Annotated in this window: 25 protein-coding genes and 1 pseudogene; 18 read left to right on the top strand and 8 right to left on the bottom strand. The window is 36.7% G+C overall.

All coding sequences use genetic code 11. The annotated features are described in order from the left end of the window. The first annotated feature begins 95 nt into the window (after positions 1–95). The 9 genes from mgtE (at position 96) to ACFP65_RS07430 (ending at position 10502) form a co-directional block, all read left to right on the top strand. Positions 96–1460 (top strand): magnesium transporter, encoded by a 1365-nt coding sequence (gene mgtE, locus ACFP65_RS07470; RefSeq protein WP_379917295.1) that lies wholly within the window; start codon positions 96–98, stop codon positions 1458–1460. Positions 1461–1583: 123 nt separating this feature from the next. Then, on the top strand, positions 1584–1928 hold the full coding sequence (locus tag ACFP65_RS07465) for a winged helix-turn-helix transcriptional regulator (protein WP_305067563.1): 345 nt from the start codon (positions 1584–1586) through the stop codon (positions 1926–1928). A gap of 339 nt (positions 1929–2267) precedes the next feature. Continuing rightward, positions 2268–3314 carry a phenylalanine--tRNA ligase subunit alpha gene (pheS, locus tag ACFP65_RS07460; RefSeq protein ID WP_379917294.1) on the top strand — a complete coding sequence of 349 codons (1047 nt, stop codon included), beginning with the start codon at positions 2268–2270 and terminating at the stop codon, positions 3312–3314. 6 nt (positions 3315–3320) lie between these two features. Beyond that, the gene (gene pheT, locus ACFP65_RS07455) at positions 3321–5738 is read left to right on the top strand and encodes a phenylalanine--tRNA ligase subunit beta (protein ID WP_379917292.1); all 2418 of its coding nucleotides are present in this window, start codon (positions 3321–3323) and stop codon (positions 5736–5738) included. 281 nt (positions 5739–6019) lie between these two features. After that, the gene (locus ACFP65_RS07450) at positions 6020–6286 is read left to right on the top strand and encodes a cell division protein ZapA (RefSeq protein WP_379917290.1); all 267 of its coding nucleotides are present in this window, start codon (positions 6020–6022) and stop codon (positions 6284–6286) included. A gap of 41 nt (positions 6287–6327) precedes the next feature. Next, positions 6328–6903: a CvpA family protein gene (locus tag ACFP65_RS07445; protein WP_379917288.1), complete on the top strand. Its 576-nt coding sequence runs from the start codon at positions 6328–6330 to the stop codon at positions 6901–6903. 129 nt (positions 6904–7032) lie between these two features. Then, a complete protein-coding gene (locus ACFP65_RS07440) occupies positions 7033–9408 on the top strand; it encodes an endonuclease MutS2 (protein ID WP_379917286.1) in 2376 nt (791 codons plus the stop codon). A 118-nt stretch (positions 9409–9526) separates the two neighbouring features. Beyond that, on the top strand, positions 9527–9838 hold the full coding sequence (gene trxA, locus ACFP65_RS07435; RefSeq protein WP_327756801.1) for a thioredoxin: 312 nt from the start codon (positions 9527–9529) through the stop codon (positions 9836–9838). A gap of 379 nt (positions 9839–10217) precedes the next feature. Beyond that, a complete protein-coding gene (locus tag ACFP65_RS07430) occupies positions 10218–10502 on the top strand; it encodes a hypothetical protein (RefSeq protein ID WP_379917284.1) in 285 nt (94 codons plus the stop codon). A 159-nt stretch (positions 10503–10661) separates the two neighbouring features. Here the strand turns inward: ACFP65_RS07430 and ACFP65_RS07425 are convergent, their stop codons facing one another. Continuing rightward, complete coding sequence (locus ACFP65_RS07425; RefSeq protein WP_379917282.1) at positions 10662–11084, bottom strand: DUF2507 domain-containing protein; 423 nt, start codon at positions 11082–11084, stop codon at positions 10662–10664. A gap of 287 nt (positions 11085–11371) precedes the next feature. On the opposite strand from ACFP65_RS07425, the gene racE reads away from it, so the two are divergent. The 4 genes and pseudogenes from racE (at position 11372) to cbpB (ending at position 14076) form a co-directional block, all read left to right on the top strand. Then, positions 11372–12211 (top strand): glutamate racemase, encoded by an 840-nt coding sequence (gene racE, locus ACFP65_RS07420; protein WP_379917280.1) that lies wholly within the window; start codon positions 11372–11374, stop codon positions 12209–12211. After that, positions 12210–12812 (top strand): annotated as a pseudogene (locus ACFP65_RS07415) (XTP/dITP diphosphatase); the annotation flags it as partial. The gene racE and the pseudogene ACFP65_RS07415, both read left to right, overlap by 2 nt. 17 nt (positions 12813–12829) lie before the next feature. Next, entirely contained in the window at positions 12830–13342 is a 513-nt protein-coding gene (locus ACFP65_RS07410; RefSeq protein ID WP_379917279.1) for a metallophosphoesterase, read from the top strand. 248 nt (positions 13343–13590) lie between these two features. Beyond that, positions 13591–14076, top strand: a complete 486-nt coding sequence (gene cbpB, locus ACFP65_RS07405; protein WP_379917277.1) for a cyclic-di-AMP-binding protein CbpB — start codon at positions 13591–13593, stop codon at positions 14074–14076. A gap of 41 nt (positions 14077–14117) precedes the next feature. Here the strand turns inward: cbpB and ACFP65_RS07400 are convergent, their stop codons facing one another. The 4 genes from ACFP65_RS07400 to ACFP65_RS07385 form a co-directional block, all read right to left on the bottom strand. Next, a complete protein-coding gene (locus ACFP65_RS07400) occupies positions 14118–15023 on the bottom strand; it encodes a mechanosensitive ion channel family protein (protein WP_379917275.1) in 906 nt (301 codons plus the stop codon). Positions 15024–15123: 100 nt separating this feature from the next. Continuing rightward, positions 15124–15369 carry a hypothetical protein gene (locus ACFP65_RS07395; protein WP_379917273.1) on the bottom strand — a complete coding sequence of 82 codons (246 nt, stop codon included), beginning with the start codon at positions 15367–15369 and terminating at the stop codon, positions 15124–15126. 22 nt (positions 15370–15391) lie between these two features. Further along, positions 15392–15790, bottom strand: a complete 399-nt coding sequence (locus ACFP65_RS07390; protein ID WP_379917271.1) for a hypothetical protein — start codon at positions 15788–15790, stop codon at positions 15392–15394. A 41-nt stretch (positions 15791–15831) separates the two neighbouring features. After that, on the bottom strand, positions 15832–16515 hold the full coding sequence (locus ACFP65_RS07385; protein WP_379917269.1) for a hypothetical protein: 684 nt from the start codon (positions 16513–16515) through the stop codon (positions 15832–15834). A 202-nt stretch (positions 16516–16717) separates the two neighbouring features. On the opposite strand from ACFP65_RS07385, the gene ACFP65_RS07380 reads away from it, so the two are divergent. The 3 genes from ACFP65_RS07380 (at position 16718) to ACFP65_RS07370 (ending at position 18436) form a co-directional block, all read left to right on the top strand. Further along, the gene (locus tag ACFP65_RS07380) at positions 16718–17116 is read left to right on the top strand and encodes a DUF948 domain-containing protein (protein ID WP_379917267.1); all 399 of its coding nucleotides are present in this window, start codon (positions 16718–16720) and stop codon (positions 17114–17116) included. Between the two features lie 87 nt (positions 17117–17203). Next, entirely contained in the window at positions 17204–17839 is a 636-nt protein-coding gene (locus ACFP65_RS07375; RefSeq protein ID WP_379917265.1) for a YtxH domain-containing protein, read from the top strand. A gap of 99 nt (positions 17840–17938) precedes the next feature. Then, positions 17939–18436 (top strand): DUF421 domain-containing protein, encoded by a 498-nt coding sequence (locus ACFP65_RS07370; RefSeq protein ID WP_379917263.1) that lies wholly within the window; start codon positions 17939–17941, stop codon positions 18434–18436. A 96-nt stretch (positions 18437–18532) separates the two neighbouring features. Here ACFP65_RS07370 and ACFP65_RS07365 read toward each other — a convergent pair whose 3' ends face one another. Continuing rightward, positions 18533–19624: a M24 family metallopeptidase gene (locus tag ACFP65_RS07365; RefSeq protein WP_379917261.1), complete on the bottom strand. Its 1092-nt coding sequence runs from the start codon at positions 19622–19624 to the stop codon at positions 18533–18535. 246 nt (positions 19625–19870) lie between these two features. Between ACFP65_RS07365 and ccpA the strand changes: the two genes are divergently transcribed. Further along, on the top strand, positions 19871–20878 hold the full coding sequence (gene ccpA, locus ACFP65_RS07360; RefSeq protein WP_379917259.1) for a catabolite control protein A: 1008 nt from the start codon (positions 19871–19873) through the stop codon (positions 20876–20878). Positions 20879–21027: 149 nt separating this feature from the next. Here the strand turns inward: ccpA and ACFP65_RS07355 are convergent, their stop codons facing one another. Beyond that, positions 21028–23781: a transglycosylase domain-containing protein gene (locus ACFP65_RS07355; protein WP_379917257.1), complete on the bottom strand. Its 2754-nt coding sequence runs from the start codon at positions 23779–23781 to the stop codon at positions 21028–21030. Positions 23782–24006: 225 nt separating this feature from the next. Beyond that, a complete protein-coding gene (locus ACFP65_RS07350) occupies positions 24007–24972 on the bottom strand; it encodes a rhodanese-related sulfurtransferase (protein WP_379917255.1) in 966 nt (321 codons plus the stop codon). Positions 24973–25265: 293 nt separating this feature from the next. Between ACFP65_RS07350 and ACFP65_RS07345 the strand changes: the two genes are divergently transcribed. After that, positions 25266–26840 carry an NlpC/P60 family protein gene (locus tag ACFP65_RS07345; protein ID WP_379917253.1) on the top strand — a complete coding sequence of 525 codons (1575 nt, stop codon included), beginning with the start codon at positions 25266–25268 and terminating at the stop codon, positions 26838–26840. Positions 26841–26959 lie beyond the last annotated feature (119 nt).

The raw sequence follows: 26959 nt of genomic DNA, 5'->3' as shown, positions 1-26959 counted from the left end.
TGAGGCAAATGGATGCCAGTCCCAGTTTTTTATCAATAAGTAAATCAAATCAAAAAAGTGCCTCCAAAGGTATACTCAGTGAAGGATGATAGAAAATGAAATTTATCAAAGATAACAAACAAAAACACTACGAACAAATTTTTTCAGCAGCTAAAAAAGATGATCGCGAACAGTTCAGAGAACTGTTCCTTAAATTGCATGACAGAGATCAGCACGAAATCTTCCACTTATTGTATCCAGAAAAAAAGCGGAAAATTTCTCATTTTCTTGATCCTGAAGAATTTGCTGAAATATTTGAATGGATGGAGACAGAAGATCAAGAAGCAGCCGTTCAGTATCTTCCAGATGAATATATGGCCAAAGTATTCAATCATATGGCGGCCGATGACGTAGCGCACTTTTTAAACGAAAGTGACGATACAGATAATCAAGTCTTGCTTTCTATGATGGATGACCGCGAAAGTGAACGTGTACAGGAATTACTGTCTTATGCACCAGAAACTGCTGGGTCAATCATGACCAAGGAGTTTATAAAAATCAATTACAAGTTAACACTAGATCAAGTAATTGAAAAATTGAGAAACATTGGCAAAAAAGCAGAAACAATTTATTACTTGTATGTGGTCGATGAAAAAGAACGATTGTTAGGGGTTCTGTCACTAAGAGACTTATTACTGTCTCCTGAAACAGAAAGAGTAGAAAATATTATGTTTAGTCAAGTTGTTTCGGTCAAAGTGGATGAGGATCAGGAAAACGTTGCGAGAGTCATTCAAGATTACGATTTACTCGCTTTACCAGTGCTTGCGCACAATGGTTCTATGTTGGGTATCGTAACGGTCGATGATATTATGGACGTTTTAGAAGACGAGGTAACAGAGGATTTCAATGACTTTGCAGCAATCAAAAAAGGCACAGACGACAGAAAAATGACGCCATTTAAAACGGCAAAAGCACGAGCACCATGGATTGTCATCCTTTTATTCTTAGGAATGATTACAGGAAGTTTGATCAGTTTCTTTGAAGAAACCTTACAATCGGTTGTCTTACTCGCAGCCTTTATTCCTATGATTATGGATACAGCAGGGAATGTAGGTACACAAGCCTTAGCAGTAGCGGTTCGTAACTTAACGATTGAAGATGATCAAGACAAAGAAAGTCTCTTCCAGACAATTAAAAATGAACTTGGAGCAGGGGTCTTAATCGGTATCTTAGCAGCAGTAGTTGTGAGTGGTATTGTGTTCGTTCTTCATGGAAATGGCGTGCTAGCTCTGATCATTAGTGTTTCTATGTTGTTAACGGTAAGTGTATCTACAGTTATGGGGACCGTTATTCCTGTTATTATCAATAAGTTTAAAATAGATCCAGCAGTAGCTTCAGGTCCGTTTATTACAACAATCAATGATTCATTGGGATTATTTATTTACTTTTCTATTGCAACACTTTTCCTTGAGCACTTATAAGAAGGATTAAAGGAGTTAAGAACAATGTTATGTCAGAAATTCAACTTTTTCTTTGATTTACTTACAAAAAGTTCTTATTGATGATATACTGTTGTTGTTTGAAAGTAGAGGTGAACATACATGATTGAAGCAACAGAGAATAAAATCATTTGTCCAAAGTTTGAGCAAACTTTTTCTATACTTGGAAAAAAATGGACTGGACTCATTATTGATGTTTTATTGGATGGACCTCGTCGTTTCAAAGATCTTTCAGAGTCGATACCTGATGTAAGTGATCGTGTTCTAGTAGAAAGACTGAAAGAACTTGAACAGGCTGATATCGTGACTAAGAATCTTGATGAAGATTGCGAAATCAAATCTGGATATTGTCTAACGTCAAAGGGCGCAGCTCTTGAAACAGTTATGAGAGAAGTACAAGGCTGGGCTGACGAATGGATTAGTGCTGAGGAATGCCATAAACACCTATAATCGGTTTCAAAACCAATAATATAAATGAAAAGCTATTGTTGAAAAAGAGTAATTCAGTGGACTATCAAGAGAGCGAATGCCATTGGCTGAGAGCATTCGTATAAAAAGCTGAATGAAGTTCACTTTCAACGTTCTAGAGCTCAAGGTCTGCGGATCATTTGCTTTGGTTAAAGCGGATTTCGTATGACAGAAGAAATCTCGGTATGCGCCGTTATGCAAAAGTGTAAGACTGGCTTGATTCAGTTTTAAACAAGGGTGGTACCGCGTGTTGACCTCGTCCCTATATTGGGATGGGGTCTTTTTTTGTTCAAAAAACTACATAAACAAAGGAGAGAGATTATGGAATTAAAAGATAGATTATCAGACATTTCAGCAAAGGCAAAAATTGAAATCAATGCAGTAACAACTATGGAAGAATTAGAAACATTGAGAGTCGCTTATTTAGGGAAAAAAGGTGCGTTAACCCAAGTGCTTAAAGGAATGAAAGATCTATCTGCTGAAGAGCGTCCAGTGATCGGGCAGCTGGGAAACAAAGTTAGAGACGAAATCACGACTCAACTAACTGAAACGAAAACGTCTATTGAAAAAGAAGTTTTGAACAAGCGCCTTTCAGAAGAAACACTGGACGTTACTCTTCCAGGTATCAAACCGAAAAAAGGTCAAGCGCATGTCATCACGCAAAGTATAGAAGAAATTGAAGATCTTTTCTTAGGAATGGGTTATCAGATTGTTGAAGGAAATGAAGTGGAAGAAGACTATTACAACTTTGAACGTGTCAATCTTCCACAAAACCACCCAGCTCGAGATATGCAAGATACATTTTATATCACTAACGAGATTTTACTGCGGACGCATACGTCTCCAGTGCAAGCGAGAACGCTTGAAAAGCATGATTTTTCAAAAGGACCCCTTAAGATGATCAGCCCTGGAAAAGTTTACCGTCGTGATACAGATGATGCAACGCACTCTCATCAGTTCCATCAGATTGAAGGTTTGGTCATTGATAAGCATATTACAATGGCAGATCTTAAAGGAACACTAGAAGCACTCGCTAAGAAAATGTTTGGAGAAAATCGTGAAATTAGATTACGCCCGAGCTATTTCCCGTTTACGGAACCTTCTGTAGAAGTCGATGTCAGCTGCTTTAAATGCGGTGGCAAAGGATGTAACGTCTGTAAACAAACTGGTTGGATTGAAATTCTTGGAGCCGGCATGACACATCCAGAAGTGCTGAGAATGTCCGGTGTAGACCCAGAGATTTATGGTGGATTCGCATTTGGCATGGGACCAGACCGCATTGCAATGCTGAAGTACGGAGTCGATGATATCCGTAATTTCTACTTGAACGACCAGAGATTTTTAGAACAATTCAAGGTGAAGGGATAAGATAAAATGAAAGTATCATACAACTGGCTATCAAATTATTTGAATTTAGAAAACACAACGCCTGAAAAGCTTGCTGACCAGATTACGTTGACTGGTATTGAAGTGGATAGTCTCATCGAAATGGGCAAAGGCTTAAAAAACATTGTAGTCGGAGAAGTAAAATCTATTGAAAAAATGGAAGATTCCGATCACTTAAACATTACACAAGTGGACGTTGGTGAATCAGAGCTGTACCAAATCGTCTGTGGAGCTCCTAACGTAGATAAAGATCAGAAAGTTATCGTGGCTCTCCCTGGCGCAAGACTTCCAGGAAATTTCAAAATCAAGAAAAGTAAGTTGAGAGGACATGTTTCAAACGGTATGTTATGTGCGCTTGATGAACTTGGATTTTCAGATTCAGTGATTCCAAAGCATGCAGAAGATGGTTTGTATCTTTTACCGGAAACAGCAGTCGTTGGTGAAAGTGCATTACCATATGTTGGACTAGATGATGTATTGATCGATTTAGATATTACACCGAACAGAGCTGATGCAATGAGTATGCGTGGCGTAGCGTTTGAAGCCGGTGCAATCTTGTCTCAAGTGCCGACTTTTGAAGATATCCAAGTACCAGAAGATCCATCGAGTTCGATAGAGGAATGGATCAGTGTATCAGTTGAAAACCCAGAAGATACACCGTACTATAAATCGCGTATTGTAACGAATCTTACTGTTACCCAAAGTCCATTATGGTTGCAACGTAGACTGATGAGCGCTGGGATTCGTCCGATTGATTCGGTCGTCGATGTTACAAACTATATCATGCTGGAATATGGACAACCGTTGCATGCTTTTGATTACGACTTATTGGATTCCAAAGAAGTTCATGTAAGAAGAGCGCAAAGTGACGAGATGATGACAACGCTTGATGGACAAGAAAGAACTTTGACAACCGAGAATTTAGTCGTAACAAATGGTAGTAAACCTGTTGCACTAGCAGGGGTTATGGGCGGTCAAAATACACACGTAACGGAAACAACTCGTACCGTTCTAATAGAATCAGCAGTTTTTGAATCTTCTTTGATCCGTAAAACTGCCCAATCATTGAATCTTCGAAGTGAATCGAGTTCAAGATTTGAACGTGGATTGAATCTAGGAACCATTCAAGATGCTTTGGATCATGCAGCTGTTTTAATGTCAGAAATAAGTAACGGTACAATCATTTCTGGAGTGGCCGAAGCAAATGATCAACAGGCAATTGAAAAAGAAGTTTCGATTACTGTAACAAAAATCAATCATGCATTAGGAACTGCTCTTTCTCTTGAAGAAGTGGCTTCCATTTTCACAAGGTTGCAATTTGACTATAGATTGATTGAAGATCAGTTTATTGTAACAGTACCTTTAAGAAGATGGGATATTTCGATTGAAGCAGATTTACTTGAAGAAGTGGCACGTATTTATGGCTATAACAACATTCCTTCAACACTACCTGTGATGGAATCTACCCCAGGGGAATTAACGGACAAACAGCGTCTAACGCGTAACATACGTAGATTTCTTGAAGGGAGTGGGCTAGCTCAAACAATCAGTTATGCACTAACGACTCCTGAAAAGGCAGCAAGATTTAGTATGAAACCTTCTAAGACAACAGAATTGGATTGGCCAATGAGTGAAGAACATAAGTCACTAAGACTGAGCTTAATTAGTGGTCTAATCGATAATGCTGCGTACAACTCGGCACGTCAGACAAAAAACAGTGCTTTGTATGAAGTAGGACATGTATTCTATGAAAACCAAGCGTCTGCTTTGCCTATTGAGGAAGAACACGTGGCTGGTCTGATTACAGGATCTTTATCTGAACATACGTGGCAGTCAAAAGCGCAGTCTGTAGATTTCTTTACTTTAAAAGGGATTATAGAAGAATTACTTGGGTCCATTGGATTCAGTGAAAAGATCTCGTTCACAGCTATTAAAACACTAGAAGACTTCCACCCTGGAAGAACAGCTGAAATTTGTATCGGAAATGATGTAATAGGTGTCATTGGACAAATCCATCCACTCATTGCACAAAAATTTGATTTAGAAGATACTTTTGTATTTGAAATGAGCGTTGAAGCGCTTGTAGAATCTGAAAAAGATCCGGTTCGTTACCAAACGATTCCTAAATATCCTGGAACTTCTCGTGATATTGCCTTACTTGTTCAAGATACGGTTACACACAATCAAGTCATTTCGACAATCGAAGCAAACGGCGGAAAATGGCTGAGAAACATCCAGTTATTTGATCTTTACCAAGGAGAACATATCCAAGAAGGTCAAAAATCCCTTGGGTATTCGCTATCTTACTTGAATCCTGAAGCAACTTTAAAAGAAGATGAAGTAAACCAAGACTTTGAAAAAGTTAAAGCAGCCCTTGTTCAAGAATTAGATGCTGAGATACGTTAAAATAAGATAAGTATATTCAACTAAGTTCTGAACAACGTGAATTTTTGCGTTTGGAAAAGAGAACGAATCCTATCAAAGCGATTAGGTAATCCGGACAGTCTGGACAACCTGATCGCTTTTTGGCTTTGAATCAGAAATAAAAAATTGTGAATAAGAGGAATGGAGTTTAGAAATACTAGAAACATTGAAGCGTTTAAAGAAGCAAATAATAAGCAATTGGTGCAAGTTCTTTTTTTTCATGTTATTATAATAAGGAATTTGTATATCTAGGAGGCAGGTCTATGCCTGAAGAAAAGAGAAGGTTCAAAGCTAAAATTGCTGGCGAAACGTATACAATCGTAGGGCCACGCTCAGAGCAACATATGAAGACCGTTGCTCAGACAGTGGACGAACAGATGAACCAACTGAAAGAAATGACTAAAGGTCTAGATCCAGAGAAGAGAGCTATATTGATGGCGATTAACGCTGTTTCAGATCAACTCGAGATGAAGAAAAAAATAGTGAAGCTCGAAGAAAGAATAAATGAATTGGAAAATGAACGCTCATGACCTAACTTGATCGTTTAGCCATTAAGGAGAGCAAAAGTACCATGGTATTCACTCTAATTATATTATTTTTATTACTCATATCGCTCTATAGTGGAGCAAGAAGAGGACTGATTTTACAATTGGTCTTAACAATTGGATACTCAATATCCTTTTATTTCGCATTACAGTATTACCAAGAAGTAAGCGAATTTGTAAGAATGCTTGTGCCTTATCCGAGCCCAGTTTCAGCTACAGATAATCCTTTCGTTTTATATGGAAGAGAGATTATTTTCAATTTAGATCAAGGGTTTTATAATGGCGTTGGCTTTATAGGAGTCTTGATAATCGGTTGGATCGCAACACGCTTTGTTGGAGGGCTACTGAATTTCATTTCAGAGATTCCAATATTAAAACAGCTGAATGCCATAGGAGGCGCAATCATTGGATTGCTCGTCCAGTACGTTGGAATTTTTCTAGTTTTATTTCTATTATCTACTGTACCAGTAGGTTGGATTCAAAATCAGTTTGAGTCTAGTACAATCGCAAAAAAAATCGTGTCGGATACTCCAGAATTATCTTATAATATTTACGAATGGTGGATCCAAGAAGGCTTAAGAGAAGATGGCATAACTGAATAAGTTTAAAACGAACGAGCATCAGACGACAAATATGATGGTGTTGATCTGGTATACGTAGGCTTAAAGCACGTATCCAGCAACACTTTTTTTGTCGGTACTTGTTAATACGAATTAGAGAGGCTTGATAGAATGAAGATGAAAATCGAAAAATCATTCAAAACACTGGATTTTCCTAAAGTAATGAATCAACTATCGACTCATGCAGTTTCAAGTTTAGGAAAAGAAAAAATCCTAGCACTTTCTCCTTCATCAGATTATGAAGAAGTGAAAACAAGACAAGAAGAGACTGACGATGGCGTCAGAATACTAAAAATGCGTGGGGGCATTCCATTATCACCCTTCTTAGATATCAGACCGCACTTGAAACGTGCGAATATCGGTGCTGCATTGAATGGCCAAGAGATAGCTCAAATCGGTAAAGTAATCCAGAGTGTAAGAGAAATCAGCCAATTCTTTACCCAATTAAAAGAAGACGAAATAGAATTAAACCAGCTTTATAAAATCAGTAATCAGTTTGTCTTATTAAGACCGCTTGAAAGAACTATTTACTCGGTTGTAGATGAAGGTGGATACGTTTTAGATGACGCAAGTACGAAGTTAAGAGGTATCCGAACGGCTATCAAACAAACTGAAAATAGAGTACGTCAGAAGCTTGAGAGTATCGTTAGAGGGAGTCAGGCAAGGTTTCTGACAGATGCGATCATTACTATGCGAAATGACCGTTACGTGATTCCAGTAAAGCACGAGAACAGATCGACCTTTGGTGGTGTTGTACATGACCAGAGTTCAACTGGCCAAACGCTCTTCATCGAACCGCAAAGTGTTGTGGATTTGAATAATCGTCTAAAACAATACCAAAGTGAAGAGCGTAGTGAAGTGGAAAGAATTCTTGCTGAATTAACCAATGAGATTATGCCGCACACAGCTGAAATCGAACAAAACATGACGGTTTTGATTTTACTGGATTTTGTGAATGCTAAAGCGAAGTATGCAAGAGAAATCAAAGGAATTAGACCACTGATTAGTAAAGAAAATCATGTCTCCTTTATTCAGGCAAGACATCCTTTACTAGAAGAAAATGACGTCGTAGCAAATGATTTGATTCTAGGTGAACAGTATCAAACGATGATCATTACTGGACCAAATACAGGGGGAAAAACAGTTGCTTTGAAAACACTTGGCTTACTTCAATTAATGGGACAATCTGGATTGCAGATTCCTGTAGAAGAAGAAAGTGTTATGGGTATTTTTTCAAGTGTATTTGCGGATATTGGTGATGAACAGTCGATTGAACAGAGTTTATCAACATTTTCATCTCACATGACGAACATCGTTAATATACTAAGTAAAATTGATGAAAACAGTTTGATTTTACTAGATGAACTAGGTGCTGGTACGGATCCTCAAGAAGGTGCTGCTCTAGCAATCGCAATGCTTGATGCAATAGCTGCTAAAGGAAGCTATGTGCTGATCACTTCACATTATCCTGAGTTAAAGGCTTATGGATATAATCGCCCTCAGACGATCAATGCGAGTATGGAGTTTGATGTTCAAACTTTGAGTCCTACGTATCGATTATTAATAGGAATACCAGGACGAAGTAACGCATTTGAAATTGCTAAGCGATTAGGGCTTGAAGAGGCTATCATCGAGTCAGCTAGACAATTGATGAGTGGTGAAAGTCAGAGTGTTGATGAAATGATTCAAGATCTGGAAACAAAAAGAAAACAAGCAGATCAAGCAACAGTATCTACTAAAGAAGAACTGAAAAATGCTCAGAAGATTCACGAGGAATTGAAGACGGCATTCAAAGATTATGAGATTGAAAAAGATAATCTTAAGAAGAAAGCAGAATCAGAAGCTAATAGAATTATTGAGCGGGCCCAAAAAGACGCTAATGATATCATAGAAAATCTTAGACAAAGACAGCTCGAAGGACAAGCAGGCGCAAATATCAAAGAGCACGAATTCATAGATGCTCAGACGAAACTAGCCAACTTAAAGACAGAAGAAGCGGCTTTAAAAAAGAATAAAGTGCTTCAGAAACAAAAACGCAAAAAAGAATTGAAACCTGGAGATTCTGTTCAAGTAGAATCTTTAGGTCAAAAGGGTATTTTGATTGAAAAATCCGGTAACAAACAATGGGTCGTGCAAATGGGAATGCTGAAGATGAAGTTGAACGAAAGTGATCTTACGCAGACTCAAGCTGAAAAAGAACCAAAACAAGCTCGTGCTTCATTGAAATCTTACTCTATGGGCTCTGTATCTACAGAAATAGACTTAAGAGGAGAAAGAGTGGAATCAGCTCTAAACCGATTAGATCAATATCTTGATCAAGCTATTTTGTCTAATTACCCTAAAGTCACTATTATTCATGGGATGGGAACTGGAGCAGTAAGAAAAGCTGTTCAAGATTATTTGAAAAAACATGCTCAAGTAAAAACTTATGGAGATGCTCCAGCAAACCAAGGTGGTAGCGGAGCTACAAACGTGACGTTTAAATAAATTTATGACAAATCAGCAAATATAGCTCAAAGATTAGATTTTTTGTCTAATCTTTGGTATACTGTTTTTGTTGCAATAAAAACTTACTTTTTATTAGTAAGAATAGGAGGATATCATTATGGTTAAAGAATTAACAGATAATACTTTTGAAGAACAAACAGACGCAGGATTAACATTAGTTGATTTCTGGGCTACTTGGTGCGGACCTTGTCGTATGCAATCACCAGTTATTGATCAATTAGATGAAGAATCAGCAGGAGACGTCTCGTATTATAAAATGGACGTTGATGCAAACCCTGAAACTCCAGGTAAATTTGGAATTATGAGTATCCCAACGCTATTAGTTAAAAAAGACGGAGAAGTTGTGGAGAAATTGATTGGTTATCACAGTAAAGAACAAATTGAGTCTGCGCTTGCTAAACACAAGTAAAACTTAAGATAGATACTGAGAAACAGTCCTTATTTAATCTGCTGATATAAAGGGTTGCTAGTTGTACTAGTACTCTTTACAGCAATACTAAATAAAGGGCTGTTTTTTTAGTGCTAATGTATCACTATCTTCTGGGTTTAAAATGTGTCAGCTTTTCAACAGCAAAATTACTAATATAATCTATTTCGCTCAATGGGTATCAATTTTAAAGGATTTGAGCTAAACTAATTTTAACGATATATAATTAAGAAGATTTTTTTACATCTATCTGGATTGTAACAATGTTAATATAATCCGTTTTAAAATGGATTGAAGAACTCTTTGAAAGTAGAAAATGCCTATTATATGTCCACTTAAGGAAGAAACGGAGTGAGCAATAATGACCCAAAATAGAACCCTTAAGACCGAACTGGAAGATGCTTTAGAATATGGGTATGTCGTTGAGTGCAAAGACAGAACCGTACATCTTACAGTAGAAGCAAGAGATGTTTTCCGTAACGCTGACGATGAGATTGATTGTCCCTTAGATGTCGTGTTGAGAAAAAACGACTTCTCTTTACAAGACTTGATGTCTTGGAATGCCCGAGAAGTTCGATTTATTCAATTCGCTGAAGACGGTACTGAAATCACTTTGAACAGCGTAAGTTTAAATGTAAATTTATAGAGCTTGATTAAAAATTGAATAGCAAACTAATCAAGAGTTTTTGAAAATTCAGCTAATCACTTAGCTTAATTTTTGAACGCTTTTTTTTGTATAAAAATAAGACAATCCGAAACTGAGTAATGTTATGCCTCAGCAAGAATTGACTTATCTTTTCTGTGATTATAAAATGGGTTCTTTAGGATCCGTTTGGATATATAGATAGGCCTGTTTCTTTTTAGGTTTAACTTCAAAAATCGCCTCAGTGAATAGTTGATGAATATCTTGAAGTTGTTGTGCTAAAAATCCTGCTTCAAGCGAGAATGAAACAGACGCATCTTTGCTCAATCTAGCTTCGATAATTTCTCCCGATAATACATATTCGCGCGTTTGTTTTCTTTCACTCACAAAGGTTAATTCTCCAAAGCCATTCTGCTCAAATTTTGAAAATAGAGACGCTTCATCTTCGGACGGATTTTTGCGGGCTAGTTCTTTTCCTGCCCAATATAAGATATCATTTATGTCAGTACCTAAAAGATTTGGAAGCAATTGATCTCTTAATAGAGTAATTGCCTGGAACTGCTTTTCATTGTTTTGTTCTGTCAAAATTAACCCACCTCAAACATTTACTATTCTTATCTAAACTATTATAACGCAGATGTGTTATCTTTTCTAACAAAATTAAAAGCTAATCACCTTAATCAGTGAAGGTTATTTCATTAAAATTTTATAATGAGTATAATTTCTATACGACGTACTACTTGCGATTTTTGTGTAAAAGAGGGAAAATATAGTGTATTATAAAATTGACTGAACGATAAGTGTAGGTCAAGAACATAACGATACTAGGTAAACTGACTTATCAAAGTATGGTTTAAAAAGGTTGTCAGAAGATGATAAAACAAGCGATAGGATTACTTGATTCAGGTGTTGGTGGACTCACTGTCATGAAAGAAGCGATGAAACAACTACCGAATGAATCATTTTATTATATAGGGGATACTGCAAGATGTCCCTATGGTCCAAGACCAGAAGAACAAGTTAAAGAATTTACTTGGGACCTTACAAAGTTCTTACTAGAAAAAAATATCAAAATGCTTATTATAGCTTGTAATACAGCTACCGCAGCTGCACTAACAGAATTGAAAAAAGAATTGGATATCCCAGTTATTGGTGTGATTTTACCGGGTAGTCGAGCTGCAATCAAAACAACAAAACTTAACCGGATTGGTGTCATTGGTACTGAAGGAACGATACGGTCTGGTGAATACAAGAAGGCCATCACAAAAAAACAAGCAAACACAGAAGTCTTCAGTGAAGCCTGTCCAAAATTCGTACCGTTAATAGAAAGTAACCAGTTCAGTAGTTCAATTGCTAAAAAGGTCGTTAATGAAAGTCTTCAAGATCTAAGAAGGAAGAAAGTGGACACACTTGTGTTAGGCTGTACGCATTACCCTTTGTTGAGACCACTAATTCAAAATGTTATGGGAGATTCAGTTACGTTGATTGATTCAGGTGCTGAAACGGTTAATGAAGTCAGCGTGCTACTAGATTATTACGATATGGCTGAAGAAAAATCAGACTATCCTAATGAACGCAAATTTTATACTACTGGTTCTGTCAATATGTTTAAAGATATTGCATTAGAATGGTTAGAACTAAACGAATGTTCAGTTGAACATGTCTCTATTAATAGATTGAAAGGAACTAAATTAAAACATGACTCAAGATAAACAAAACTATATCGTAATTGCAACAGAAAACAAAGGTAAAGCAGCAGAATTCAAATCTATATTTGAAAAAAGAGGACTCGAAATTCGGACGCTACATGATTATCCAGAACTTGAAAGTGTTGAAGAAACTGGAGAAACTTTTGCGGAAAATGCGTTATTAAAAGCAGAAAGTATTTCCAAAGCACTTGGAACGATGGTCCTTGCGGATGACTCAGGCCTTAAAGTGGATATACTACATGGACAGCCGGGAATCTATTCTGCTAGGTTTGCGGGAGAAGATAAAAATGATGCTCGAAATAATGCCAAATTATTAGGTGAGTTAGCTGAAATACCTGAAAGCGAAAGAACAGCTCAATTTCATTGTACACTAGCATTAGCAGCACCAGATAAAGAAAGCTTGACAATAGAAGCAGAATTAGAAGGTAGAATACTCGGTATTCCTAGAGGAAACAATGGATTTGGATATGATTCTTTATTCTATGTACCAGAAAAAGATAAAACGCTCGGTGAGTTGTCTGAAGCCGAAAAAAATGAAATCAGTCACAGAGCACTTGCAGTTAGAAAATTAGAAAACGTTCTAACAGATTGGATATCAAATTAACTTGAGGAGTAGACTCAATGAAAATATTAGCAGTAAGTGACAATCACGGAGATCGTTATTTTATGGAAGAAATTTTATCGATTTATTCAGAACAAGTAGATATATGGGTTCATTGTGGTGATTCAGAATTTGATGAAAAAAATCCGTTGTGGCAAAATTATCATACTGTTAAAGGGAATATGGATAGAACAGATGCCTTCCCTGAAACAAGAGTTGAAAGCTTTCACGAACAGAAACTAATGATCGCACATGGTCACCTACACAATGTGAAGTCATCTTTTAGTGCATTGAAACAGGAAGCGCAAAAAGATGATGTAAAACTAGTATTCTATGGCCATACGCATATACCTAGAGTAGATAAGGAAGAGGACATCTACTTCATTAACCCAGGAAGTTTGACTCAACCAAGAGGGCCTATCCATAAAGGTAGTTATGCAATAGTAGACATGAAAGGGGAAACTGGAGAAGTCACTTATTACGATATTGATCATAATAAGCTAGACCAGTTATCCGAAAAAATCACTCTATAGTTTTTTGAGTATATGCAATGAATCTAAAGAGGGTAGATCCGTCTACTCTCTTTTTCTATGCAGAAATTTATGAAATGAAACAGATCTAAATACTGTTTTTTCAGTAAATTAATACTTTCAGATAAGATAAGTTAAGTTTGTTAAAAAAGAATCTAAGAATCTTCTTTTATTTCTAGATAAAGTTAGTGTATCTATGAAGAAGGTAGTAAAATAAGATACGGATAACAACGTTTACAAGGAGTGAAACTATGATTGGTGAGAAAATCAAATCCTTACTAATTGATCAGGATAACCAGTTAGTTAAGCCAGCAGAACAAGTTGCTGTCGTAGGAACAAAGAATCGATTAAACCACGCTTTACTTATTCTAACAACAGATAAATATGCGGTCGTACCAGTGTTAGATGAAAAGTCTAGAATGAAAGGGCTCGTTTCAATGCCATCTATCATGCAGGCTATCATGGAGATAGAAGATGTTCATTTCGAAAAGCTTGGAGAAATTATGGTAGAGGAAATCATGGAAGAAGATTTTCCGTTTGTTTACGAAGATTTTGAATTGGAAAATGTCCTGCATATGTTAGTAAATCATGCGTTTATTACAGTTATTGACGAAGAAAAAACCTTTAAAGGAATTATTACTAGGAGTGAAATCTTAAAAGGTACAAATCGTATTGCCCATGAATTTGAGCGTATGTATGACGTAACAGAAAAAAGTAAAACGGAAATACAGAAATAAAAAAACGGACGAATCGGCTTTCGATTCGTCCGTTTTCTATTTTATTGAGAAGCTAAATCCATATTGATTTTTGGAAGTTCGATGCCTTCTTTTGAAAGAGCATCCACATATTTTTCATAAAATGTATTTCGAATCGCAAATTCTGTACCCGCTTTTGTATACATAATGATCTGGACAGCAGTTTGGCCAGAGCCTACAGGTACGAAAGAAATATTTGTCGGTTTAACAGTAATCTCTTCATATTGAGGAATAAATCTGGCATTTACACCTTCAATGATGGTTCTGACGTGATCAAGATCAGTATTCGGAAACAGCCTGATCTCAAGCATAACTCTCATGTCAGCTCTTGAACGGTTACTAATGACTGTGATGGCACGATTAGGAATAAAGTGAATCGTTCCATCGAAATCTTTCAATTTCGTTGTCTTAAGATTCACATCTTCTACAACGCCCATAATATCGTTGATTTTAACAACATCTCCAACGTCTAGCTGTTTCTCTAGAAGTATCATAAATCCATTGACGATATCAGACACGAATCCTTGAGCCCCAAGTGATAGTGCCAAACCAATAACTCCAGCACCGGCAATTAACGGTCCCAAATCGATACCGATTAAGCCAAGAATCGCATACACTAAAATGAAATAGAGTATAGAGTTATACAAGTTTTTACTTAACTTATATAGTGTATTATATCGGTTCGGTAGTGTGTGATTTTCTTTGATATATTTTCTGAAGATTGTTTCAATTAAGACATGACCTATCTTTTTTAATATAAAAAAGATAATTACACTCAATAATATCTGAAGAAATAAGACAATACCACTAATCATTACTTGTTGCCAATTAATTTTATTCCATAATTCTGCTAAAATACCGACTTTTTCGGTGATCTCACTACTTAATTCTGCACCTGCATCTGGATTTTCTTCGGTTGCTAAAAACATTTAAAAACTCCTTTTATATACTCTTTCCTTCGTTTGTAAACAATAAAACGATTGTACCAAATATAAAGGTACATTTCTAGGAACAGACTATAAGAATCAATTAAATCGGCAAAAGGTAAATTAAAAAGAATATATCCTTATTTTTAGGCGTATCACCATTGAAAAAATCTTCGTAAGTAGAATAAGCAGAACCATCAGAAGTATAACTTAAAAGCATTAAAGGTTTGTTTTTAGTTAATAATTTGCTTCCATCACTAGGAGTAATATAAGCATATGCGCCCTCATTAGTTTGAGGAAAGAAATCCAAGGCAGTTCTTGTACTAGATTGGCCGAATGAAAGACTCATTTTTGCAAAAACATCTTCAAATTCAGACGAATCTTCCTCTCTCGCTGGGGTTAACCCAAAAGAGTAGACCGCTGAAATTATATTGTCCTTCTGTACTTATGGAGGTTAGTAGTTGACTATCTGTTTTAGAAACACCTTCGTAATAGTCTAAGTATAGTTCAACACCTTTTCCTTCATAGTTCAATTCATGTTCACCGTAAAAATCGAATGACAGAGTATGAGGGTTGCTTGTGCTAGAGATTGTACGAAGGTGATTGTCTTGAAGCCCACCAACTTTATCTCCTTTGAAAGGCCCAATATTGTACTGAAACGCATAAAAGCCAACTAAAATGGCTATAACTAACAGAAATAAGCTCCATAATGTTATTCCTTTAGATAGTTTAATCTTATTATTTTGCTTTATAGTTGGCTTACTTTTCATATGATATCTCCTTAAGTCAGTTTGGTAATAGAAGTATTAATCTATTTAAATTCAAGATACAAAACAATATAATCTTCTCTATCCGCCATAGCCTCTGGAGAGATACTATACTCATAATCGGAGTAAGAACTGAGACTTGAAGACCATCCTAGCAGTGGGATTGGAGTGTTTTTCTTTATTTTTGTGGGTTCTGAACCTAAAAAGTTACTTGTAGCAAGGCCTTCCGTAAATTCTGGAAGGGTAGAGAGCGAGTCATTAAAAGACAACGACGATCCAGATAATTCAAGTTGAGCGTATAAACTACCAAATGATGGATCCTCATCAAAATCTGTAGTTCTGAGATCAGTGAGTCCCCATATCAATTGACCTATTGAGTCATCGCCTTCAAAACGGGAGATAGAGCCAAAATCAATCGTCTCTGAACGTTCATCATAGTGATAGTGTTCTGCATAAAATCTAATTTCTGATCCTGAATAATTCATTTCGTAAGCGCCCACTTGGCTAAACAATAAGGTTTCAACGCTAGAATGCTTATCGAGAACCGCTCGAATGTGTTCGTCGGGTAATCCTTTAATTTTATCGTTATTAAAAGGCCAATAGTTCATGTGATTTATGTAAAGTGTAGCTGCAATGATTAGTAGTAATGTTAAAGTACCGGTAATACTATAAAATGCTTTCTTATTAATATGCTTTCCTTTTTTTGAAGTTGAATCGCTTTTTTGCATATATGACACTCCTTTTATGTTTGTTTAATATAGATCATTATAAACTAGTTATGCTCTTTTGTATTGATTCTTTTGAACGAAGAAGTTTATTTAATACTAGATATTTTGTACCTGTATGGAAATCAACAATCTTACTATTTGCTTTTTAGATTTGGAGAGTGGTATTCTTATTTTGTAATCAAAAAAGGAAAGAGGGATAGTTATGACAGGTGGAGAAATCGCTGCTTTAATTGCCGCTGTAGCATTTGCTGTTCTGGTATTAGGACTTTGTTACGTATTATTCAAAGTAGCAAGCGTTGTATCAGAATTAAATACGACAATTGAAGAAGCCAATAAAAGTATTGGAACGATCACTAAGGATGCCGATCATTTACTGATTGAAGTTGAGGGATTGTTAAATAAAACAAATACAACACTTAACGATGTAAATGGTAAGCTAAGTCTTACAGATCCAGTCTTCAAAGCAGTAGGAGATTTAGGGATTTCAGTTTCTAGCTTGAATGATTCTACAAGAAACTTAACAACTCATCTAGCTGGCGCATCTAAGCGTGGGGCAAAAATGGGTGTAGCGAAAAAAGTTACTAATACTATAGCAAAATAAATGTGATCTAATAATCTATAGAATGGTTAGGGATCTCGAAACACAAATTTTGTTATAGAATAGAATTTAGAAGGAGAGCGAATAATCATGGGAAAACAAGATAGATCAGAAGGGTTTTTACTAGGAACAATCGTTGGAGCAGCAATTGCAGGAGTAAGTGCATTACTATTTGCACCAAAATCTGGTAAAGAGCTTCGCGAAGACTTGTCTCAACAAACTGACCGTGCTAAAAGCCAAGTAAAAGATTATGCAGATATTGCAAAAGAAAAAGGCATGGATTTAAAAGATACTGCTCAAAAAACAGGTACTGAATATGTTGAGAATGCTAAAAAAACATATGAACAGGTAGCTGATTCATATGGTAAAGATAAAGACCAAAACAAAAACACTTTAAATGATATCAAAGAAGAAGCTTCATCTATGGCAGAAAATGCTAAAGATATCGTTAAAGACGGTGTGAATCGTGATAAAGAAATCATGGAAAATGCTGCTGAAGATGTTAAAGAAACCGTCAAAGACGGCAAAGAAAAAGCCAAAAAATCTGATAAATATAATTCAGATGTTGAAGGTGCAGAGTCACGCACAATGTCATTTGATTATGATGAAAAGAAAATGTCTGACAGCGAAAGCAAAGGACAAAAATCTGCAAATACAAGTACCGAACAAACAAAAGAAAATGGTAATGATGATAAAGAAACAACAAATACTAACGTAGGGATCTAATCAATAAAACTTAGTATCAAAAGAGATGCACGCAATACTTTGTGCATCTCTTTTTTCTGTATATGAAACGGTAGAATAAAATAAGAAAGAGTGAAAAGTATGACGCTTGAAGAATTTATTAGATTATTGCTAGTTGGAGTTTGTTTCTATGTTTTAATGATAATCGTTTTGCGTATATCGGGTAAGCGTACACTGTCGAAAATGAATGCTTTTGACTTTGTTGTTACCGTTGCATTAGGGTCTACTGTTTCAAGTCTTTTGATCAACAACCAAACAAATCTTTGGCAAGGAGTCACTACGTTCTTTATACTAGTTGGTCTGCAATTTATCTCAACTTGGCTATCCGTTCGCTCCGAAACAGTTAGTAATTTATTGAAATCAAAACCAACATTAATTTATTATGATGATCAATATGATACCAGACAAATGAAAAAAGAAAGAATTTCTAAAGCAGAAGTATTACAAGCCGTGCGCTCACAAGGAGTAGATTCAATGGAGTCCGTATCTGCAGTTATACTAGAAACGGATGGAAAAATTTCAGTTCTTAAAAAAAATTCAAAAGATACGGTCAAAGATACACTATCGAATGTGAAATAATGTAAAAAAGCACGCTCCACTTTATCAAGTATGTTACCTGACAAAGTAAGAGCGTGCTTTTTATTGCAGACCTAAGTCTCGAGTTAGTTTGTTTGACTATAATGTGATCAAGTTTTTATTAGTACGAGTAAAAGGGACGCAACCATCAGCTGTTACATAGACACAGTCTTCAATACGAACACCAATCTGATTTTCAATGTAAATACCGGGTTCTAGGGAGAAACACATGCCTTCTTCTACGACCATTGTAGAGCCTTTAGATAAACTAGGATATTCATGAACCGTTTTACCTAAACCATGTCCTAGACGATGCGTGAAGAAATCACCATAACCAGCTTCTTCAATAATAGAACGTGCTATTTCATCTAATTCTCCAGTAGTAATTCCAGGTTTAACAGCGGCTTGAGCGGCTGTTTGAGCAGATAAAACGACTTCATAAATATCTTTTTGTTCTTGAGAAACGGACTTGAATGCCACAGTACGTGTTACGTCACTTGTATATCCTTCAGCAACAACACCCAAATCAAACAACACGAGTTCATGCTCTTTTAAGGTTCTTTCACCAGGATTTCCATGAGGACTACCTGCGTGATCACCGAATAAAACCATCGTTTGAAAACTCATCTCAGAGATGCCACGTTTTTTCATTTCATATTCAATTTCCGCTACGACTTCTTGCTCGCTAATTCCAACTTTTAAAGCGTTTATACCAATTTCTAATGCTTTGTCTGCCATTTCTCCAGCATATTTCATTTTATCGATTTCATCTATAGATTTGATCAGTTGTATATCTTGAATCGCAGAAGAAATATCCATCGTTTCTTGAGCGTTTGTACTATGCATTAAGTAATTGTAACGTTCTACCGTTAAATTGTTTTCAATAATCCCCATTTTTTTAATTGACTGATCATACGAAGATAAATGAGATTTAATAATTGCCCAAGGGTTTTCTTCGTCTTTGTAGCTAACAATGGTTTCGATAGAAGACTGATTTTCAGCATCTTTAGCTTCTAGATTAGGTGTAAAAAGAAAGTCATTGTCGTTCACTAAAAATAGTGCAAGCACGCGTTCATGAGGATCACTTTCAAATCCAGTAAAATATCCTACAAGATTAGGTTCATCTATATAGATTAAGTCGAGCTCAAGTTCGGTCATTTTGGTTTTTAATTTTTGCATTGGTTGATTCATAAATACATCGTCTCCTACATATTAGTTGATATTTCCATTGTAACATGATTATAATGAGAGAGCATAATGAATAAAGTAAGCCTTTTCTGAAAAAAGTAAAGAAAATTTCATGAAAATAGCATATTTGTTCTTGAAATCTCTTTCATGCTTTGCTAAAGTTATAAATGGATAGAATAGTGTACTTTGCGCTTGATGTGTAAATGACTTAAAAAATTATAAAAACTAAGAAACTAAAAGGAGAAAACGATGGATAAACAAACAATTACAATTTATGACGTAGCTAGAGAAGCTGGAGTATCTATGGCAACAGTATCTCGAGTAGTTAATGGTAATCCTAATGTAAAACCAACAACTAGAAAAAAAGTATTGGATGTTATTGACCGCCTAGACTATAGACCAAATGCAGTAGCTAGAGGACTAGCTAGTAAGAAAACAACAACAGTAGGCGTTATTATTCCAGATGTTACAAATCTTTACTTTTCTTCTCTTGCTAGAGGGATTGATGATATCGCGACCATGTATAAATACAATATTATCTTAGCGAACTCAGATGAGAACGAACAAAAAGAAGTTCAAGTGTTGAACACATTACTTGCTAAGCAAGTTGATGGTGTAATCTTTATGGGAAATAAAATTACTGAAGAATTACGTGCGGAATTTTCTCGTTCTCGAACACCAGTTGTTTTAGCCGGAACGGTTGATCCAGACGGCCAAGTGGGTAGTGTAAATATAGATTACAAATCAGCGACCAAAGAGAGCGTTTCGACTTTGATCGGAAAGGGCCATAAAAAAGTAGCCTTCATATCTGAAAGTCACGATGAACCGATTAATGGGCAATATCGACTTGAAGGATATAAAGAAGCTTTGAAAGAAGCAGGCATTGAATATGACGAAGAGTTGGTTGTACAATCAGAATACACCTATAAAGTTGGAGATGCAGTTTACGAGCAAATTTCAAAAGCGGGTGCTACAGCTGCTGTAGTAGCTGATGATGAGTTAGCAGTTGGGATTTTGAATGCAGCTCTAGATAGAAACGTAAGTGTTCCAGAAGATTTTGAATTGATTACTTCAAACAATTCTAAATTAACAGATATGACACGTCCTAAATTAAGTACCATTGTTCAACCGTTATACGACATTGGAGCAGTATCAATGCGTCTATTAACTAAATTGATGAACAAAGAAGAAGTGGATGAAAAGACAATTACACTTCCTTTCCACATCGCGGATAAAGGAACAACTAAAGAAGACTAAAATATACAAAAAGAGGCTGGGACAAAAGTCTCTGATTAATATTGTTCTGCAAAATCAGACAAGTAGAAAAGCCGTCAAATCAAGGGATAGGTATCCTAGATTTGACGGCTTTCTTCTATTTGGCTAGTTTTGTCCCAGCCTCTTTTTTCTTACTCCGTTTCGGGTTCATCAGTTGGATTATCTTCATCAGACGAATCTTCGTCTGAGGGAGGATCTTCTGGAGTTTCTTCCTCGTCTTCATCTGAATCTTCAGGAGGAGCGGTCCCACCATTTGATTCATCCGAATTATCCGGTTCTTCTTCCGACTCTTCAGGAATCGTTGTTTCTTCGTTATCTTCATTAGGCTCTTCGACTTCTGTGTTTTCTTCAGGTTCTGGATCAGGTTCTACCTCTTGTTCAGGTTCAGTTGTTTCTGGTGGTTCTTGAGGATCTGGTACGGCCTCTTCTGGAGAGACAGATTCATTTGTATTCGGAGCAGGGGAAGGGTCCTCATCTTCATCCGAGTTATTTGTGTCATCTTCCGTGTTATCGGATCCTGCAGATCCCCAAAATTCACTTAATTCTTCATCAGTAGCACCGATTGCAAAATCATAAGTGGTAGTTTGAGGCAAGTGAGCAGTGTTAAAATACTCATTGAATGTTTCACCAGATATAGAGCGCGAACCACCACCAGGAAGTTCAACCGTACCGGGTAACATACCCGTTTGGCTAAGAACGGATTGTTGAACAATGTTTTCTGGTTGGGCATACAGTTCTCCAGCTCCTAAGAGCTCAGGTCTTGTCTCGTAAACGCGATTAACAACTTTAGCCCAGAAGTTTCGATTTCTTAAACTTGCGGATTGTCCAAACTCATCAATCAAACCAACGACTTTATTATCATATCCAATCCATGTTCCAAATGTGATTCTGGGTGTACTACCGATATACCAGATATCATCGACTTTGTCAGATGTACCCGATGTACCTGTTTTAGAAATCCAGTCGGAATCAAAATTCAATTGACTAATTGTTCCTCTAGCTGTTCCATCAGTATGAACATCTCTTAAAATATCCAGTAAAAGATAATTGGTCTGAGGACTCCATACTTGTGTTTCTTCAGTTTGGTGCTGGAAGATGGCTTCACCAGAACTGTCTTCAATCTTTTCAATAACATAAGGATCAACATGCTTTCCGTTATTGGCAATACTTGAAAAAGCGCTGATTAAATCTACTGGTGCTGGTCCATTACCTACACCACCAATGGCGGTAGAGAGATTTTGACTATAGGCATCTGCTGGAACCTCATCAATTCCCATTCTATTCATATATTCGACTGGATTAATACGTTGTATTAACTCATTATAAATTTTAAGTGTAGGAATATTTTGAGAAATCGTTAAGGCTTCTCTAGCAGTCATCCAGCGATTAGTTATAGGACCAGCATTGGTCGGTTCGTAATCCTCGCTTCCTGGAATAGGGAAGATAACAGGAGTATCTGGAATAATTGTAGCTGGCGTTATCAATCCAACGTCTAAAGCAGGTCCAAAAGTAGCGAGCGGTTTAATAATGGAACCAGGGCTTCGGTCTGCTTCAAATGCTCGATTAAACACTGATGAATCATAATCTCGCCCACCTATAAAAGAAAGAACTTTTCCGGTAGCATTGTCGATCAATGATCCACTAACTTGTATCGGCATAGTAGCAGTCTGAGTAACATCATCAGCATCCACATAGGTATAAGTTCTTTCAGCGCCTAAAGTGTCGACTTGTTCAGCTACAACTTGTTCGACTGCTTGATGAACATCACGATCAATCGTTGTATAAACTTTATAACCACCATTTCTTAAGGCAGATTCAGCACGGTCCTTATACTCATCTCTTAAATTTTCATCAGCTGCTAATGTTTCAGCGCTGACTTCATCTTGCTTGATAAACTCTTGAGCAAGAATTTTGGTAGATTCCTTAATGGCAAGGTCGTAAACGTAAGAGATGTCATCACCATCGCTAGCTTCTTTTTGGATGAAGTCTTGTGTAACATCATAATTGATTGCTTCAGTATACTCATCTTCAGTGATATAGCCCTCGCGGAACATACGGAAGAGAACTTCATTTAATCTTCTCAAACCATACGTTTGATCTTCTTTTAGGTCTCCTGTCTGAGTATATGGACTATAGCTGATTGGACTTTGTGGCAAGCCTGCAATAAATGCAGCCTGGGGAAGTGTCAGATCAGAGGCTGGAATACCAAAAATACCTCGAGCTGCTTCTTGAACCCCAGCAATGTTTTGTCCTTTGTTGTTACGACCAAATGGAGAAATGTTCAAGTACGACTGTAAGATGTCATCTTTTGATAAAGCATTCTCAAGTCTCATGGCAAGCAAAATCTCATTGGCTTTTCTGGAATGAGAAACTTCGCTCCCTACAAGCTGTTGCTTAATCAGCTGCTGAGTAAGAGTAGAACCACCCGAACTTGAAGCACTATTTGTTAAATCCTGTACCAGTGCTCTAGCAACGGCTTTAGGGACAATTCCATTATGCTCATAGAAGTATTCATCTTCAGTTGCAATGATGGCATCTTTTACATAAGAAGACATTTGATCCAAATCAATTGAAGTACGAATTAAATCGCTTCGAACATCACTGATCACCTCACCACCCGCATAGTACATGGTGGATTTTAAAACAAAGTCATCGATTTGAGACTCCATTTCACTATATTCAGGAATTTCGCTGTCATCTACAAGTGAAGCGAAATATCCAATAGCTGCACCTGTTCCCAGAGAACCACCGATCAATAGAGTGACAAAAAATAGTACGACAAGGGTTTTGATAACTCGATAAGAGATATCGAAGTAATAAAAAAATCCTCGCTTTGAAGAAGTCTCTTCTGTTTTTTCTTTATTTTTATGTTCAGATCGCTTCATTTCAGACTCCTTTGTATATAATAATAAACAATGTATGGCTTGCTACATTATAGCAAATAGGGGGGGAAAGTGAAACTAGTACGATATATCAAGATATAAACGCAAATAATAAAACTTCTGAAAAAAGAATGTATGTTCAATATCATTTATAAAAACAATCCTTTAACAATAGGCATGCTGAAAGTGATCAGGCAGTCTGTTGTTAAAGGATTGTTTAAATAACTTTTAGACAGTTTCGGGTAGTTTTTCTCCAATTGCAGCAAGTTTATCTGCAACTTCTTCTCGGCTTAAATGATGTTCTTTTACATAACGGTTCTCAGGGGAAATACGACATTCATGTGTGCATCCTCTAAGGTACTTGTCTTCATTTTCTTCAGAAGAAATGATTTGACGGTTACAGAAGGGATTGCCGCAGTTTACGTAACGTTCACAAGGGGTATTGTCAAACCAGTCTCTAGCAATAACCGTTTTTTCTTTACGGTTAATTTCTACACTGATTCTTTCATCAAATACATACATCTTACCATCCCAAAGCTCACCTTGAGTGTCAGGGTTTGTACCATAGTTATGAATACCACCATGAAGTTGTGCTACATCCTTAAAACCTTCTTTAAGTAACCAGCCACTGAATTTCTCGCAGCGAACACCACCAGTACAGTAGGTAACAACTTTTTTATCCATGAATTTTTCTTTATTTTCCTTGATCCATTCAGGTAATTCTCTAAAGCTCTTGATATCGGGACGAATAGCACCTCTAAAATGACCAAGATCGAATTCATAGTCATTACGAGCATCTAATACAATCGTGTCTTCGTCTTCTAGTGCAGCACGAAACTCTTGAGGCTCTAAGTATGCTCCAGTAAGTTCGTTAGGGTTCAAATCGTCTTCCCCAAGATCAAGGGAAACAATTTCAGGTCGGTAGCGGACATGCATCTTTTTGAAAGTGTGCCCATCTGCTTCATCAATTTTGAACATCGTATCCTCGAAGCGACTGTCTGAACGCATAGCTTCCATATACTGTTCTGTTTCTTCAATAGTTCCAGAAACTGTTCCGTTGATACCTTCTTCTGAAACCAGAATACGACCTTTCAGGTTTAGACTTTTACATAATTCGAGATGTTGATCTCTAAATTGTTCTGGATTCTCTATATCTACATATTTGTAATAAAGTAATACACGGTAATTACTCACATTTGTTCCTCCTTGATGAACATTTGTAGCCAGACTGACTAACATTCTTAAACATTAAAATTATACATGATGAGGAATCAAATTGCAAGAAACAGTCGATGGAGTATCTGGAGATAGTCAAAAAGAAATTTAAGTGTAATATGTTTGAAATCTAATCATACAAAAAGAGTGCTATAATCTCTTTAGTCCTCAAAAAAGAGGATTTGATGAATTGAATCTCGAAATAAACTAAAATTAAAACTCAAACCAAACTCAAATAATTCTAGACAGTACTTTCTTGGAGGGAAGCAATAGTGAAAAGCAAATTAGTATTATTCTCAGCAACAACGACTTTATTATTAAGCTCTATGATCTCAGCTCCAATTGTATCAGCAAGTGAATTTGATAGTCAGATTGATGAAGCTCAAACGCAAGCAGAAGAAAAAGGTCAACAAGTTGATTCTTTAAATCAGACAATCGATGTTTTGAAAAAACAATCTGAAAAGACTCAAGCTGAATTGACAAAGATTAACAACGATATCTCTACTAATCAGACGTTTATCAAAGAAGCTGTAACACGTCTTGAGCAAGCACAAGTTGAATATGATACTTTACAAGAAGAAATCGCAACACTTGAAACATTGATCGAAAAGAGAAATGGTCAGTTAGAAGAACAAGCACGTAAAATTCAAGTAGATGGTCAAACAGCAAATTACATAGAATTTGTTTTAGACTCTGAATCTATCTCTGACGTAATTGGACGTATTGATGTTGTATCAAATCTTGTACAATCCAATAAAAGACTTGTAGAAGCACAAGTTAGAGACAAAGAAGCGGTTGTAACAAAGCAAAATAAAACAGAGCAAACAATTGTTCAACAAAACGCTTTAGCTGAAGAACTTGAACAAGTTTCTGCAGATTTAGAGCAACAACAATTAGAGCAAGAAGTTCTAGTTGCTCAATTAGCATCAGAAAAAGCAACAGCAGAATCTGATCGCACAGAATTCTTAGCTCAAAAAGCAGCTGCAGAAGAGCAAGTTGTTCAATTAGTTACTGCAAGAGATGAAGCAGCAAAAGCAGCTCAAGAAGCAGAAGAACAACGTCAACGCGAAGAAGAAGAAGCTGCAGCACTTGCAGTAGCTGAAGCAGCGGCAGCTCAACAAGCCCAAGAAGAAGCAGCGGCGGCTCAAGAAGTGTCGACTTCATCTTCAAATGGATCTACTGAAAGTACAGAAGTAGCTTCAAATGAACCAGCATCTTCACCAGCTCCTAGTGCACCGGCGCAGAATAATACGCCAGCACCAAGCGTAAGCTCAAACGAACCAGCTGTTTCAACTTCAAGTAACAACAACAGCTCAAGCAATACTTCTAGTTCAAACAACAATAGCTCAAGTAATACTTCTGGTTCAAGTACTGAATCTAGTAGCAATGCGAATAACCAAGCGGCAGCAACTCCTGCTCCCGCTAAAAAAGAAGAAACTAAAAAACAAGAAACACCTAAAAAAGAAACAGCTCCTGAACCTAAACCAAGTGGTACATCATGGAGTTCAATTAAGTCTATCGCTGATAGCAAACTAGGATCAAAATATGTATGGGGTTCTAGAGGACCGAGTACATTTGACTGTTCTGGATTTACAAGCTGGGTGTTCCGTCAAGCTGGAAAATCGCTTCCAGCAACTTCTGCAGCTCAATATGCTGGATCTCAAAAAGTGAAAAATCCTCAAGCTGGAGACTTAGTCTTCTTTGGTACAAACGGTAGAGTAACGCACGTTGGTATTTACGCGGGTGGCGGACAATTTGTCGGTGCTCAAACAAGTACTGGTGTTGCTTACACAAGTGTAAATTCTAGTTACTGGGGACCTAAATTGATCGGTTACGGTAGATATTAATCTTAAAATAAAAATAAAAGAGGCTGGGACAAAAGTCCCAGTTAAATAATAAGATCCACCGGGAAATCTACTTGAGATTTTCCAGTGGATCTTATTTGTTTATGTAAGCAAAAGGAGCA

This window comes from Marinilactibacillus sp. GCM10026970, assembly GCF_042660675.1.
GTDB lineage: Bacteria > Bacillota > Bacilli > Lactobacillales > Carnobacteriaceae_A > Marinilactibacillus.
Note: the sequence above shows the minus strand (reverse complement) of the source record. Positions and strands in the feature narration are given on the sequence as shown.